Annotated in this window: 17 protein-coding genes; 11 read left to right on the top strand and 6 right to left on the bottom strand. The window is 31.4% G+C overall.

What is annotated here, in order from left to right; all coding sequences use genetic code 11:
• Positions 1–125: 125 nt before the first annotated feature.
• The 3 genes from CKA54_RS07310 to CKA54_RS07300 all read right to left on the bottom strand — a co-directional run bounded on the left by CKA54_RS07310 (position 126) and on the right by CKA54_RS07300 (position 1,592).
• On the bottom strand, positions 126–350 hold the full coding sequence (locus CKA54_RS07310) for a CopG family transcriptional regulator (protein ID WP_120760902.1): 225 nt from the start codon (positions 348–350) through the stop codon (positions 126–128).
• 10 nt (positions 351–360) lie between these two features.
• Complete coding sequence (locus CKA54_RS07305) at positions 361–924, bottom strand: bacteriohemerythrin (RefSeq protein ID WP_120760901.1); 564 nt, start codon at positions 922–924, stop codon at positions 361–363.
• Positions 925–1,004: 80 nt separating this feature from the next.
• Entirely contained in the window at positions 1,005–1,592 is a 588-nt protein-coding gene (locus CKA54_RS07300) for a bacteriohemerythrin (protein WP_120760900.1), read from the bottom strand.
• Between the two features lie 132 nt (positions 1,593–1,724).
• Here CKA54_RS07300 and CKA54_RS07295 point away from each other — a divergent pair, with 132 nt between their 5' ends.
• Together CKA54_RS07295 and CKA54_RS07290 are read left to right on the top strand one after the other, a co-directional pair.
• Positions 1,725–2,390: a response regulator transcription factor gene (locus tag CKA54_RS07295; RefSeq protein ID WP_120760899.1), complete on the top strand. Its 666-nt coding sequence runs from the start codon at positions 1,725–1,727 to the stop codon at positions 2,388–2,390.
• Positions 2,383–3,606, top strand: a complete 1,224-nt coding sequence (locus CKA54_RS07290) for a HAMP domain-containing sensor histidine kinase (protein WP_120760898.1) — start codon at positions 2,383–2,385, stop codon at positions 3,604–3,606. Before CKA54_RS07295 ends, CKA54_RS07290 begins: the two co-directional genes overlap by 8 nt.
• 2 nt (positions 3,607–3,608) lie before the next feature.
• Here CKA54_RS07290 and CKA54_RS07285 read toward each other — a convergent pair whose 3' ends face one another.
• The 3 genes from CKA54_RS07285 to ribE are packed head-to-tail and all read right to left on the bottom strand — an operon-like array spanning position 3,609 to position 5,057.
• Entirely contained in the window at positions 3,609–3,815 is a 207-nt protein-coding gene (locus CKA54_RS07285; protein WP_120760897.1) for a hypothetical protein, read from the bottom strand.
• A complete protein-coding gene (pgeF, locus tag CKA54_RS07280) occupies positions 3,808–4,485 on the bottom strand; it encodes a peptidoglycan editing factor PgeF (RefSeq protein ID WP_120760896.1) in 678 nt (225 codons plus the stop codon). Before pgeF ends, CKA54_RS07285 begins: the two co-directional genes overlap by 8 nt.
• Positions 4,449–5,057: a riboflavin synthase gene (gene ribE, locus CKA54_RS07275; RefSeq protein ID WP_120760895.1), complete on the bottom strand. Its 609-nt coding sequence runs from the start codon at positions 5,055–5,057 to the stop codon at positions 4,449–4,451. Before ribE ends, pgeF begins: the two co-directional genes overlap by 37 nt.
• 125 nt (positions 5,058–5,182) lie before the next feature.
• Here ribE and mnmG point away from each other — a divergent pair, with 125 nt between their 5' ends.
• From mnmG to CKA54_RS07685, 9 genes are all read left to right on the top strand, one after another.
• Positions 5,183–7,042 (top strand): tRNA uridine-5-carboxymethylaminomethyl(34) synthesis enzyme MnmG, encoded by a 1,860-nt coding sequence (gene mnmG / locus CKA54_RS07270; protein WP_120760894.1) that lies wholly within the window; start codon positions 5,183–5,185, stop codon positions 7,040–7,042.
• Between the two features lie 225 nt (positions 7,043–7,267).
• Complete coding sequence (locus CKA54_RS07265; RefSeq protein ID WP_120760893.1) at positions 7,268–7,771, top strand: ubiquinol-cytochrome c reductase iron-sulfur subunit; 504 nt, start codon at positions 7,268–7,270, stop codon at positions 7,769–7,771.
• Position 7,772: 1 nt separating this feature from the next.
• The gene (locus tag CKA54_RS07260; protein ID WP_120760892.1) at positions 7,773–9,017 is read left to right on the top strand and encodes a cytochrome bc complex cytochrome b subunit; all 1,245 of its coding nucleotides are present in this window, start codon (positions 7,773–7,775) and stop codon (positions 9,015–9,017) included.
• A 2-nt stretch (positions 9,018–9,019) separates the two neighbouring features.
• A complete protein-coding gene (locus CKA54_RS07255) occupies positions 9,020–10,147 on the top strand; it encodes a c-type cytochrome (RefSeq protein ID WP_120760891.1) in 1,128 nt (375 codons plus the stop codon).
• A 173-nt stretch (positions 10,148–10,320) separates the two neighbouring features.
• Positions 10,321–11,106: a 30S ribosomal protein S2 gene (rpsB, locus tag CKA54_RS07250; protein WP_120760890.1), complete on the top strand. Its 786-nt coding sequence runs from the start codon at positions 10,321–10,323 to the stop codon at positions 11,104–11,106.
• Complete coding sequence (gene tsf, locus CKA54_RS07245; protein WP_120760889.1) at positions 11,106–12,182, top strand: translation elongation factor Ts; 1,077 nt, start codon at positions 11,106–11,108, stop codon at positions 12,180–12,182. The genes rpsB and tsf overlap by 1 nt, the downstream gene beginning before the upstream one ends.
• Before the next feature lie 2 nt (positions 12,183–12,184).
• The gene (locus CKA54_RS07240) at positions 12,185–12,820 is read left to right on the top strand and encodes an ABC transporter ATP-binding protein (protein WP_043020018.1); all 636 of its coding nucleotides are present in this window, start codon (positions 12,185–12,187) and stop codon (positions 12,818–12,820) included.
• Entirely contained in the window at positions 12,807–13,577 is a 771-nt protein-coding gene (fliR, locus tag CKA54_RS07235; RefSeq protein ID WP_120760888.1) for a flagellar biosynthetic protein FliR, read from the top strand. The genes CKA54_RS07240 and fliR overlap by 14 nt, the downstream gene beginning before the upstream one ends.
• Positions 13,578–13,634: 57 nt before the next feature.
• Positions 13,635–14,851, top strand: a 1,217-nt coding sequence (locus CKA54_RS07685; protein ID WP_172586683.1) for a hypothetical protein, incomplete at its 3' end; no start/stop codon positions are given.

The raw sequence follows: 14,851 nt of genomic DNA, 5'->3' as shown, positions 1-14,851 counted from the left end.
TTGTAAGATGATAATATATCTTTAAAGATCTAGCTTAAAACTAGATCTTTAAAAACTAAGGAGTTATCTATGAATGTTTGCTTTTACAAGTGTAATTATGCTCCTTGATAGTTAATGTTTGGAAACTAGCATTTTAATTTTTTGATTATACTGTCAAGTTTTTGGCTGTCTCCATCTTTTAAATCTTCTAGTGCTTCTATAGCAGGTGCGAAGTCTTCCATTTCATCAAGATAATTCTCTAAAGCATTACGTAAAATCGTAGCTTTTTTCTTTTTGGAAAATTTTGCAGTTGCTTCTAAGCGTTCATAAAGTTCTTGTGAGAGGGTTAAAGTGTAGCGTCGTTTATTCATTATATGGCCTTTATTTTAGTCTAATTGATTCTTGGCAAGTTTTGCATTTATAACTTGCGTTAGTTGTTTGAATTTTTTGATGTATTTCAAAAGGAACTTTGTGGATTTTGTCCGTACATGAGCAAATGTATTCATAAATTTCTTGTGTTTTTTCAGCGCTTGGTGTAGAGTTGTTTTTATTTAATTGTTCTTGATGCCATTTTTCTATTTTCATATCTTCTCTTAAAATGTGCTCTAGTAGCCATTTTGATGCGATGATATTAAGTTTTTCTTTTAAGTCGTTAGTGCTTTTGATGTTTTGAATTAAATCTATCATAGATTGGATGATGCTTTTATGAATTTTTTGATGATGTGCTAGTTCAGGGTAGGCGATCTTTGCCATATATTTTTCTTCTTCTGAAAAATGCTCTTTCATATAATTAAAAAAATCTGCAAGTAAAAATTTGATTTGTCCTTTGTGGACTGGTTTGTCTGAGATTAATTCAACATTAGCTGCGAGTTCAAATAGCTTTTTATGTTGTTTATCGATTTCTTCGTTATGAATACTGTATTTATCACACCATTTTGGTAGCATAAACGCTCCTTGTTTTGTGTTTGTGCAAGATGATGCGAGGATTATATTTTAATTTTTTTTAAAAAATAATTAATTTTTTATTAAATTTCTGTTTTTTCTTTGCATTGAATGAGGTTACTAGAGCATTCTTTGTATTTAAATTGGACTTTGGAGTATTGCATTTTAAGATGGATATCGTAAGGCACTTTGTGAATTTTTCCTTCACATTGACACTGGTATGAAAATTTTTTTGGCTTTTGAGGCTCTTCTTCAAAAGTATCTGAGGTGTTTTTAACTTGGGTGCTTTGGCGCCAATGTTCTATCATCATATCATGTTGAATGATGTGTTCTATAAGCCATGAGTTAACAACAAGATATAATTTTTCTTTAAGATCATTGGTGCTTTTTATACTTTGTATGAGCTTGATCATGGATTTTGTGATTTGCTTGTGCATTAGTCTATGTTCTTCAAGATAGGGGTATTTGATCTCTGCCATATAGGCTTCTTCATCTTGAAAATGAACTTTGATATAGCTAAAAAATTCTGCAACTAGCTTTTTTAACTCTACTTGATAAATAGGTCTGTCAGAAATTTCCTCAACTTTTGCTGCAAGTTCAAACAGCTTTTGATGTTGAGAATCAAGTTTTTCGTTGTTAATACTGTATTTCCGGTCCCATTCAGGTAGCATGATAAAATCCTAGTGTGTAAATTATAGACATTTAATATTCTATAAATATTTCGCTTTAACTCCGCTAAATTCACGCTAAATTTACGTAAAAATTTTATAATATATAAAGTAAAACCAACAAGAAGGATAAAAATGCCAACCCAAATTCTTTTACTAGAAGATGACATTAATCTAGGTGAAATTGTGAGTGAATTTTTAGAAGAAGAAGGTTTTGGAGTAACCCTAGTAGATAATGCGCAAGATGCTCAAGATAAGGCATATGAGAAAAATTTTGACTTGTGGATTTTAGATGTGAAAGTTCCTTTAGGAGATGGCTTTAGTGTGCTTAAAAATTTAAGACAGTCGGGTAAGTATACTCCTGCAATTTTCATGACTTCTTTAAATACCACAATGGATTTACAAAAAGGCTTTGAAAGTGGATGTGATGATTATATTAAAAAACCATTTGAATTAGAAGAATTGAAAATAAGAATCAATGCTATTTTAAAGCGCTCTTTTGCGCATAAAAATGAAGACTATGAAGATTTGGGTAATGGTTTTAAATTTGCTTTTGTGTCGCAGACTTTGTATCAAAATGATAAACCTTTATCTTTGCCTTTAAAAGAACTAAAGCTTTTATCTTTATTGCTTAAAAACAAAGGGAAATTTATAGACACTGCATATATTTTTGAAGAAATATGGGAGTATGATCAAGAACCAAGTGAGCTTAGTTTAAGAGCTTATGTAAAAAATTTAAGAAAAATTCTGGGTAAAGATAGTATTGTAAATCAAAGAGGAAGAGGGTATTGTTATGTATGAAGCCAAGCGTGTAGCATGGCAAATTTTAACCTTGTACTTAGTGAGCATAGGAAGTGTACTAGCTGTACTTTTTGGGGTATGGTATGCAAAATTAATCGAAGAATTAGTAAGTGATCATAGTATAAATTTACGACAAGAACATCGATTTATAAGTTTACAAATGGAAAAATCACGCTTTGAGCCTATAGAAAAAAGCGCGAAAAAAATTGCACAAATTTCTAATATCAAATTTGCGGTTTTTGATAGAACTAGAGTGTATTTTTCTAGTCTTGATATACCTGCTCAAACAACATTTTTTAAACTTAATAATGCAAGTATTTATAATAATAATACTGTGATTTATATAGCCGATGTTAATTTAAACAATCTCTTGCTAGATGATCATCAAGGTCAAAGTGCTTTGGAAATACTAGGTGATGTCAATCGCTTGAGGATTTTAATACAAGGTGATGATATATCTAAAGAGCTTGGTTTGATTAGGTTTAAGGTTGCTTTGGCTATGGTGTTTTCTTTGGTTTTTGTAAGCATAGTAGGGTATTTTATTTTAAAATTTGCACTTAAACCTTTGGAGATGAGGATACGATTTTTAAATAATTTTATTAAAGATACCACACATGAAATTAACACTCCAATTAGTGCCATATTGATGAGTGTAGAGAGTTTGGAAAGAAAGAAAAATTTTGAAGAAATAAAAGCCTTAAAGCGTGTAAAGATAGCTGCTTTAACCTTAAGTCATTTGTATTCTGATTTGACTTTTTTAAATTTTTATCAAGCTTATGAAGCTAAAAAAGATTGGATATATTTAAAAGACTTGATTAAAGAAAGAATGGAGTATTTTAAGATTTTTTTAGAGCAAAAAAACATTACTTTGGAGCTTTTTTTGGAAGATGATGGGAAAATTTATGCCAATAAAGAGCAGTTTTTTAAAATGTTTGATAATCTTGTGAATAATGCAATTAAATACAATATCAAAAATGGTCATATAAAAATAACTCTTTTAAAACAAAGCCTTGAGATAGAAGATAGTGGATGTGGTATTGCAAAAGAAAATTTAGCCAATATATTCGAACGCTATTCAAGATTTAATGAAAATCAAGGAGGTTTTGGGATAGGACTTTCTTTGGTGGATAAAATTTGCAAAGATCATCATATTGATATTAAAGTAGAAAGTGAATTAAACAAAGGAACAAAATTTATCTTAAGTTGGAAGTTTTAAGATTATTTATTACTCATCTTGGCTTTTTCTTTAGCGTTAATGAGTGTGGTAAATACTTCGCCTAAATTTTTAGTATCATTTTGTTTTAATTTTTGTAAGTCGTGTTTTAGCATTTGTGTGATTAAAAGCTCATTGCTTAAATCATTATCGCCTAGCTCTCTTGCTTTTTGTAAAATTTTTAGTGCTAGTAAATTTTTTATTTCATACATTTTGATCCTTTAAATAAATCACGCTAACAATGCGCTTTGGGGTTTTGTTTTTTCTATATGAGAAAAATCTCTCATCATCAAAAGTGCAAAGATTGATATCAAAAATATCTTCAATCCCCAATTCTTTTGCTTGAAATTTGATTAATGCTTTTAAATCAAGTTTATTTCCATATAAAAAAGATGTAAACCTTTGCCTACTCAATTCTAAAAGTTCTCCATTGATTTCATAGTTTTTAGCACAAATTCCTGCTGAAAGTATGAGTTTTAAATTTTTTACCTGAGTATTAAAATTTTTTTGCATTTTTAAGACAGCTTCTTTTAAGATATTTTCAAAACATCCTTTTCTTCCAGCATGTAATGCAGCTATGCTTTGGTTTTTACAATCATATAAAAGCACAGGCAAGCAATCAGCGCTTAAAACACACAAGGCAATGTTTTTTTTCTCGCTAATTACTCCATCAGCATCAAAGTGAAAGTTTTTATCATAGCAAGTGATGATGTTTGAATGAATTTGGTTTAAAAATACGCATTTTTGTATAGTTTTTTCCCAAGGAAAAATATTAGTGTGAATGTTGGCTCTAAAAATATTATAGTCTTGATCAAAGGCTATGAAAGCTTTACAATGATCATTTTCTAATAAAGTGATGTGATTTTGTCTATTTCTTGCCATGAAGGTTCTTTTTTATAGTGTAGTTGTCTATGAATATACCTTGCTAAAAGATCACTTTCTATGTTGACTTTTCTTCCTATGTTGTAAGTTTTAAACAAGGTTTCTTCAAAAGTTATAGGGATGATAGTCAAGCGAATGTCATCATTTAAAACTTCATTAATGGTTAAGCTTACCCCATCTATAGCAACGCTAGCTTTATTTGCCATATATATTTGTATATCATTAGGACATTTGATATAAAAATCTACTCCATTTTCTTTTTTGATAATATTATTAATTTCACCGATACCATCAATATGTCCTTGCATTAAGTGTCCATCTATTCTATCGCCATAGCGTAAAGCAGGTTCAATATGTACATAGTCTTTTAGATTTTCAACCACTATGCGAGTTCTTGTTTCATAAGAAAGCTCGAGATTAAAACCATCATCAAATAGCTGGGTTACACTTAAGCATGCACCATTAACAGCAATGCTATCGCCGAGTTTTGGTTGGTAAGTAGCCTTTAGTCTTAAGGTATTGTTTTCATAAGATTTAACAAAGGCTAATTCCCGGATTAATCCATTAAACATTCAAAACCTTGTATTTTTTATGAGATTTTATCTAAAACTTTTAAATTTCAAAAAATATTTTTAGTGTTTTATTTTAAAAATTATTATATAATTTTTGCCTTTTTTAGTAAGAATGAGGTCAAAATATGTATGATATAATCGTAATTGGTGGCGGGCATGCTGGGGTTGAGGCAAGTGCTGCGGCTGCTAAAATGGGTAAAAAAACTTTACTTTTAACTACTTTAATCGAACAAATTGGTGCTGCAAGTTGTAATCCTGCCATAGGCGGTTTAGCAAAGGGACACTTAGTAAAAGAGCTTGATGCTATGGGTGGACTTATGGGGCAAATTACTGATGAGGCTGGAATTCAATTTAGAATTTTAAATGAAAGCAAAGGTGTTGCAGTGCGTGGGAGTAGAGCACAAATTGACATGGATGCTTATAGAATTTGTGCTAGAAATATGCTTTTAAAGCTTGAGAATTTAGAAATTTCTCAAGAGCAGGCATTGTCTTTGATTGTAGAAAATGATGAGCTAAGAGGAGTTAAAACTAATTTAGAAAATACATATTTTGCTAAAAAAATCATACTAACAACAGGAACTTTTTTGAATGGACTTATCCATATAGGCGAAACTAAACTTCAAGCTGGCAGGGTTGGTGAGCTTGCTTCTGTAAATTTGGGAGATTATTTAAAGCAAAGTGGTTTAAAAGTGGGAAGGTTAAAAACAGGAACTTGTCCAAGAGTAGATGCAAAAAGTATTGACTTTAGTGTTTTAGAAATTCAGCCCGGAGATGAAAACCCTAAAGCATTTAGCTTTAAAACCAAAAATTTCAAACCTAATCAGCTTCCATGCTATATTGCAAGAACCAATCTCACTACGCATGAGATTATTAAAAATAATTTTTATCGTGCACCGCTTTTCACAGGACAAATTGAAGGAATAGGGCCAAGATATTGCCCTTCTATTGAAGATAAGATTAATCGCTTTGGTGATAAAGAAAGTCATCATTTATTTATAGAACCTCAAACTAAAGATGCAACAGAATATTATATCAATGGTTTTTCTACCTCTCTTCCTTATGAAGTGCAAATTGCAATGTTAAGAAGTATAAAAGGTTTTGAAAATGCTAAAATCACGCGTTTTGGTTATGCTATAGAATATGATTATATTGATCCAACAGAGCTAAAACATACTTTAGAAACCAAAAAAATTAAAAATTTATACTGTGCTGGGCAAATTAACGGGACAACCGGTTATGAAGAAGCGGCTGCACAGGGATTTATGGCAGGGATAAATGCAGTTTTAGCAATCGATGAAAAAGAGCCTTTTGTGCTAGGGCGTGATGAGGCTTATATAGGAGTTTTGATTGATGATTTGGTTATGAAAGGCACTAAAGAGCCTTACAGAATGTTTACTTCAAGAGCTGAGTATAGACTACTCTTAAGAGAAGAAAACGCTATTTTAAGACTAGGAGAGTATGGTTATAATTTTAAACTTTTAAGCCAAGAAGACTATGTTTATATAAAAAATATAAAACAAAATGTTGATCAAGGGCTTAAATTTTTACTTTGCACTACATGGACTCCAAGTAATCAAAACAATGATTTTTTACAAAGCATAGGAGAAGAAAAAATCACTTCTATTGTTACTTTGCAAAAAATTGTTGCAAGAGCAAGTTTTAATATAGAAAAGCTAAAAACTTTAGATGAGATGTTTAAAAATATGGACGAGTATTCTTTAAATGAAATTTTAAATGAAGCGAAGTACTATCATTATATTGCAATGCAAAAAGCACAAATTGAAAAAATGAAAAATTTAAATGAGCTAAAAATTCCTGAAAATTTTGACTTTAAAAGTGTAAGTGGTTTAAGCAATGAAGTGGTAGAAAAACTACAAAAATTTAATCCACCTACTATTTTTGCAGCTTCACAAATTAGTGGCATTACTCCTGCTGCTTTAGATATCTTGCATATTTATATTAAAATGAAAAACGATAAAAAATGATATAGTTGTATTATTTCAAAGATGATTATTAAGTCTTTGAAATAATTTTGATATTTATTATATTTTTCTCCGTGATAATCAGACTTATATTGTGTTTTAATCAATCGCAAGTGATGTTTATTTTAGAAAATTAAATTTAATATAAACGTTTTTCAAAAGAAAAAATTTATTATTTTTTAGATAAACTGTTATGTTTTACATACAAATCAAAACAAAGGAAGTAAAATGGCTACATCTGAAAGTAGACGAAGCTTTATGGGCTTTGCCTTTGGAACAGTAGCTGCTGTGGGTGGTGCTTTTTCATTAGTTGCAATGAAAAAAACATGGGATCCGCTCCCAAGTGTAAAAGCAGCAGGTATTACTACTGTAGATCTTTCTGGCATGAAAGAGGGCGAATTAAGAACAATCGAATGGCGTAAAAAACCAATATTTATCTTAAAAAAAGATGCAGATATGGCAAAAGATAGCAGCAGAGATGTTGTTGTTGGTGATGTTGCTTATACTGTGGTTATTGGTCTTTGCACGCATTTGGGCTGTATTCCAGCTTATGCTCCAAGTGAGAAATTATTTAAATGTGCGTGCCATGGTGGCGAGTTTGACACTAGCGGTAAAAATGTATTTGGTCCTCCTCCAAGACCTTTAGATATTCCTCCTTTTAGAATCGATGGAACGAAATTGGTATTAGGCGAAGAAGGTCCTGAATATAAAAAAATGATCGCGGAGGCTTGATATGGCACAAATAAAAAAAGCTAATGGTATTGTAGATTGGCTTGATCAAAGATTAGCTGTAAATAAGCTTTTTAATGTATTAATGGCTCAATATTGGATACCAAAACAAATAAATTTCTTATGGGCAATGGGTGTTATTTTAACTACTCTTTTTGCTATTTTATTTATCTCGGGTTTATTTTTAGTAATGTATTATAAGCCGGATGTGGCTTTGGCTTTTGATAGTGTAAATAAAACTATCATGCAAGAAGTTGAATATGGCTGGCTTTGGCGTCATATGCATGGTGTTGCAGCTTCGGTTGTGTTTTTGATTATCTATATTCATATGCTAACTGGAATTTATTATGGTTCTTATAAAAAAGGCCGTGAGATGATTTGGGTTAGTGGTATGCTTTTATTTGTTGTCTTTTCAGCAGAAGCATTTAGCGGTTATATGCTACCTTGGGGACAAATGAGCTTTTGGGCTGCACAAGTTATTACGCAACTTTTTGGTGGAATTCCTTTTATAGGTGATGCTTTGGTTATTTGGATAAGAGGGGATTTTGCGGTATCTGATCCAACCTTAACAAGATTTTTCATGCTGCATGTATGTTTACTACCGATTGTGATTTTTGCGATTATTGCATTTCACTTTTATTCTTTGAGAATTCCTCATGTTAATAACGAAATCGCAGAAGAAATTGATTTTGACTTAGAAGCTGAAAAATATTTAGCAGGTGACACAAAAGGTTCTAAAGTAATTCCTTTTTGGCCAGGATTTTTAGCTAAAGACTTCATGTATATTGCTTTATTTATGATTTTCTTCTTTTATTTGGTATGTTTTAAATTTAATTTTGCAATGGATCCGATCAACTTTGATCCTGCGAACTCTTTAAAAACCCCTCCTCATATTTATCCTGAGTGGTATTTCTTGTGGAGTTATGAAGTATTAAGAGGATTTTTCTTTGATATTGGAAGTATTAAAGCGTTTGATATAGGACTTGCGGCATTTGGTATAGCGCAAATTATCTTCTTCTTATTGCCTTGGCTTGATAGAAGTGATGTGGTAAAACCTGCACATGAAAGACCGATGTTCTTTATATGGTTTTGGGTATTATTGATAGATTTAATCGTGTTGACAGTTTATGGTAAACTTCCTCCAACAGGTATCAATGCTTGGATAGGATTTTATGCTTCTATGGTATTTTTATTGCTATTATTAGTGGTATTGCCAATTATTACTATCATGGAAAGAAAAAGGGGCTAATAATGAGAGAGTTAAAGATATTTTTTATAGTTGTCTTTTTCACAGGTTTAGTATATTGGGGAGTTGAGCCTTATGCGCATTCAGTGATGAATCCCCCTTCAACACCAGTAAATTTTGATTTTGCAAAAGCTGATGCAGAATTTACTAAAAATGAATTGGCTTTAAAGCAAAAAGCGGCTATTGATGCAAATGCTTCGGGTAATGAAAAAGCTATTGCTAATGCACAAAAAGCATTAGAGCTTGCTCAAAGCCAAGAAGAAGCAACTAAGCAGTTGTGGGAAAAAATAGCAAAAATTGATTTTACTAAAGGTAATGCTCAAAAAGGTAAAGAGCTTTTTGAGGGAAATTGTATCGCGTGTCACGGTGTTAAAGCAGCAGGAATTCCTGCGACTATCACAGATTCTTCTTTGGGTGTGACACCACCTGATTTAAGTGATGCAGGTGCTATTTATGATGAGAAATTTTTAGCAGCATTGATTGTTGATCCGGTTAAAGCTTTGCAAATTTCACACAAATTTAACGATGAAAATCCTTTCTTAATGCCTGCTTATCCTTTAAGTGGTGATGAAGCACAAGATAGTCAGGATTTAGCAGATTTAATCGCGTTCTTCAAAGATACAGCTAATGCATACGAAAAAGATTTTGATGCAAAATTAAAAACTGAATTAGATGAAAAATATGCAAAAAATCAAGAGCTTTCAGAACAAGAAAAAGCAGCTTTGATAACTAAAGAATTTGATTTTATAAAAAGCAAGCATACCTTTGAAAATGCTTGTGGAAGATGCCATGATGTGAAATATGATGGTTTTGTTTCAAGTTCAAATATGAGTGATTTGAAAAACTATCTTGGTATGACTCCTCCGGATTTATCTATGATGATTCGTTCTAAAGGTGCACATTATCTTGAGATTTTCATCAATGAACCGCAAAAGAAAATTCACGGTACTGCTATGCCAAGAGTTGGTTTAAATGAAAAAGCGCAAACTCAAGTTATAAATTATCTTGAAAAAGTTGGTGACAGCAAAAAAGAAGAAAGAGAGCAAACAGGAATTTACATTATGATATTCTTTGCTATCTTAAGTATCTTTGCTATAGGCTGGAAAAGATCAGTTTGGTCTAAATTACACTAATTTACTCAAAGAACGCCTTAAGGCGTTCTTTTTCTTCAATAATAAGCTAAATATAAAATAAAATTTGATATAATATTCTTTCATTTCACACGCATTAATTTCCTTATTAGGTTGCTTATGGGTTAAAGAATGCGGAGGAATAAACCTAATTATTTTATTTCAAGGAGAATTTCATGGTAAGCATGAGAGATTTATTAGAGTGTGGTGTACACTTTGGACACCAAACAAGAAGATGGAATCCAAAAATGAAAAAATTTATTTTTGGTGAAAGAAAAGGTATCTATGTAATCGATTTACAAAAAACACTTAGATATTTTAGATATACATATAATATCGTTCGTGATGCTGCTGCAGAAGGTAAAACAATTTTATTTGTTGGTACTAAAAAGCAAGCGGGTGGAGCGATTAAAGAGTATGCTGAAAAATGTGGTATGCCTTATGTAAATCATAGATGGCTTGGTGGTATGATGACAAATTTTGGAACAATCCGCCAATCTATTAGAAAATTAGAAGTAATAGAAAAAATGGAAGAAGACGGAAGTATTAAACTTTTAACTAAAAAAGAAGCTTTAATGCTTACAAGAAAAAAAGAAAAATTACTAGCATATCTTGGTGGTATTAGATACATGAAAACTCAACCGGATATGATTTTTGTAATCGATACTGTGAAAGAAAAAATTGCAGTACAAGAAGCGAATAGATTAAAAATTCCTGTGGTTGCTCCACTAGATACAAACTGCGATCCTGATTTAGTTGATTATCCAATACCAGGAAACGATGATGCAATTCGTTCAGTTCAACTTTTCTGCCAAGAAATGGCTGAAGCTATCAATGAGGGTAAAGCTTTAAGAGAGCAAGATGGTGAAGCAAATGAAGAGCAACCAATCTCTGAAGAAGAAAAAAAAGAAGTTTTAGAAGAAGCTATGAGTGAAGAAGATTTTGAAGGAGATAAAGAGTAATGGCTGAAATCACTGCACAAATGGTAAAAGAACTGCGCGAAAGTACTGGCGCAGGTATGATGGATTGTAAAAATGCTTTAAAAGACACTGATGGTGATTTTGAAAAGGCAGTGCAACTTTTAAGAGAAAAAGGTCTTGGTAAAGCTGATAAAAAAGCTGATCGTTTGGCTGCTGAAGGCTTAGTTAGCGTAAAAGTAAGTGATGATTTTAAATGTGCTACAGTAAGCGAAATTAATTCAGAGACAGACTTTGTTGCTAAAAATGAGCAGTTTATTGCTTTAACAAAAGATGCAACAGCGCACATTCAGAGTAAAAATCTTCAAAGCGTAGAAGAATTACACTCAAGTGAAATTAATGGTGTTAAATTTGAAGAGTATTTGAAAAGTCAAATTGCAACTATTGGTGAAAATTTAGTTGTAAGAAGATTTGCTACTTTAAAGGCTGAAGCTAATGGTATAGTAAATGGCTATATTCATACTAATGGTCGTGTGGGTGTAGTTATCGCTGCTGCTTGTGATAGCGAGGCTACGGCTAGTAAATGTGGAGACTTTTTAAAACATCTTTGTATGCATATTGCTGCAATGAAGCCAAGTTATTTATCTTATGAAGAACTTGATATGGACTTTGTAGAGAATGAATATAAAGCTTTAGTTGCTGAGTTAGAAAAAGAAAACGAAGAGAGAAGAAGATTAAAAGATCCTAACAAACCAGAGCATAAAATTCCAAAATATGCAAGTAGAAAACAGCTAACTCAAGAAGTAATTCAAGCAGCTGAAGAAGCTATTAAGGCTGAACTTCAAGCTCAAGGTAAACCTGAAAAAATTTGGCCTAATATCATTCCTGGTAAATTAAACAGTTTTATCGCAGACAACTCTCAACTTGATAGTAGACTTACTTTAATGGGTCAGTTTTATGTAATGGATGATAAAAAAACTATAGAACAAGTAATCGCTGAGAAGGAAAAGGAACTCGGTGGAACTATTAAAATAGTTGAATTCATCCGTTTCGAAGTAGGCGAGGGTTTAGAAAAGAAAACCGAAGATTTTGCTGCTGAAGTTGCTGCTCAAATTGGTTAACAATGGAACTTTTAAAAGCGGAAAATTTAAGTCACAGTTTTGATATTCCGCTTTTTGAAAACCTAAATTTTACTATAAATGCAAAAGATTGTATTGCGATACAAGGAAGTAGTGGATGTGGTAAATCCACTCTTTTGCATATTTTATCCACTCTATTAAAACCACAGTCGGGGAAAATTTTTTATCACAATCAAGATCTTTACGCATTAAATGATGATGCTTTGTTGCAAATTCGCAGAAAAGATTTTGGTATCATTTTTCAAATGCATTATTTATTTAAAGGCTTTTTGGCTTTAGAAAATATAGAGCTTGCTAGTATTTTAAGTGAGCAAAGTATTGATTATAAACTACTAGATAAACTTGATATTGCAAATTTAATGCATCAAAAAATCACAAAACTAAGTGGTGGTCAACAGCAAAGAGTAAGTATAGCTAGGGTGTTGAGTAAAAAACCTAAGATTATTTTTGCTGATGAAGCTACGGGAAATTTAGATTATAAAAATGCCTTAAACGTTATGGATATTTTGATTGATTATGTTAAAGAAAACAATGCAGCTTTGGTTTTTGTTACACATGATCATGAGCTTGCAAAAAAATGCGACAAGGTATTTCACTTAAGCAATCATGGAATTTGTTAAATATTTAGGTGATGAAAATGTAGTCATTTTCATGCTTTTATTTGCTAGAATGAGTGGTTTGATTGTTTTTTTTCCATTTTTTTCACATAATAACATTCCTTTGGTGGTAAAAACAACCTTGGTATTATTTTTTACAATGTTTTTATATCCATTAGCAAGACTAGAGGGAACTAGTCCTGATTCTTTTTTTATTTTATATCTTTTAGCAGAAGTGCTTTTTGGTATGATTGCTGGACTTATTTTGCAAATGACATTTGCTATTTTACAAATGGCAGGTGAGCAAGTTTCTTTTACTATGGGTTTTTCTATGGCTAGTGTTATGGATTCAACAACCGGTGCTAATACACCCGTGATATCACAAATTTTAAATTTGCTTGCTTTGCTTGTTTTTTTGGCTTTTGATGGACACCATTTGATTTTGCTTTTTATCTCTAATTCGTTAGAGTATATTAGCTTGGGTGGATTTTACCCACATGAAAATTTAATGCTTTATTTAAATAAAGCTATGGTTAATATCTTTGTATTGGGTTTTTCGATGGCATTTCCAATCTTAGCAATATCTTTGCTTTCAGATGTGATTTTTGGTATGCTTATGAAAACTATGCCTCAATTTAATCTTTTGGTGGTAGGTTATCCTATTAAGATATTTTTATCTTTTGCGGTATTGATTGCCATTTTGATGATTATGATGCAGTATTTTAAAAGTCTTATGATTAAAAGTTTTGAACATATGGAGTTATTATTTTTTAATATATAAGCAATAAATAATTAAAAATGTTTTAAAATAAGATATTTCTTTATACGGGAGATGATAATGAAGGTTTTACTCATAAATTCTAATACAGCTGTTTCAAAGCTAGTTAGTTTAGGAGTTCAAAAGCTAGGCTATGATTTTGAAGAAGTTTTAACAACTGATGAACTCGAGGAATTTTATGATGTAATTATATTAGATCATGATATAGAAGCTAATTTAGATGAGTTAAAAGATAAATGTACTAGATTGATATATTTATTACCTAGAAATCAGGAAAAAATAGATGGTGTTGAATGCTTGTATAAACCATTTTTACCTACTGATTTTATTGAACTTTTAGGTGAGGGTAGTGCTTTGGTGGTTGATGATAAAAAAGAAGATTTGAGTGAAGATGAGTTAAGTTTTGACGATGGAGATGATGTGTTAATAGATAAAGATACACCTTTAGATGGTAATGAATTGCTTGAAGGTATTGATTTGTCTGAGCATGAAGAGAATTTAAGCGAAGAAGATTTAAGCTTGCAAGAAGAGTTTTTTGAAGATAGTTTAGACAGTGAGTTAAAATCAGACGATGGTTCTTTAGTTGCAAGTGGATTGGAAGATAAGCAACTAGAAGATGATTTGCTTTTAGCTGATTTCCAAGAAGAAAATGTAGAAGAAAATGTAGAAGAAAATGTAGAAGAAAATGTAGAAGAAAATGTAGATGAAAATGTAGATGAAAATGTAGATGAAAATGTAGATGAAAATGTAGATGAAAATGTAGATGAAAATGTAGATGAAAATGTAGATGAAAATGTAGATGAAGCCCCGGCGTCTTTTGATTCTTTAGAAGACTTACCTGTAGTCGAAGAAGTGGTTGAAAAAGAAATGAATTTTGATGACTTACCAGGTGATGCTCAATTTATTGGAGAGGAAAAAGATGAAGAAATTTCAGCCGATGAAAAAGAACCTTTAGTGGAAGAGCTTTTAGAAGACGAGGCTATGGATTTTGAGCCTGAAGAGGAGTTAAGTACTCAAGATAAAATTAAAGAAGAACTTGCAGCCATTGATGAGCTTGATGAGGAGCTTAACGGTCTTGATGAGGAATTAATGCAAGATTTTGACAACCAAGAGCTTAGCAATAATGATGATGAGCAGTTAGGTGACATTGTAGAAGAAAATATAGAAGAAAATATAGAAGAAAATATAGAAGAAAATATAGAAGAAAATATAGAAGAAAATATAGAAGAAAATATAGAAGAAAATATAGAAGAAAATATAGAAGAAAATATAGAAGA

This window comes from Campylobacter sp. P255, from assembly GCF_003627915.1.
In the GTDB taxonomy this organism is placed as follows: domain Bacteria; phylum Campylobacterota; class Campylobacteria; order Campylobacterales; family Campylobacteraceae; genus Campylobacter_D.
The sequence above is the reverse complement of the archived record's forward strand: the minus strand, read 5'-3'. Positions and strand labels throughout refer to the sequence as shown.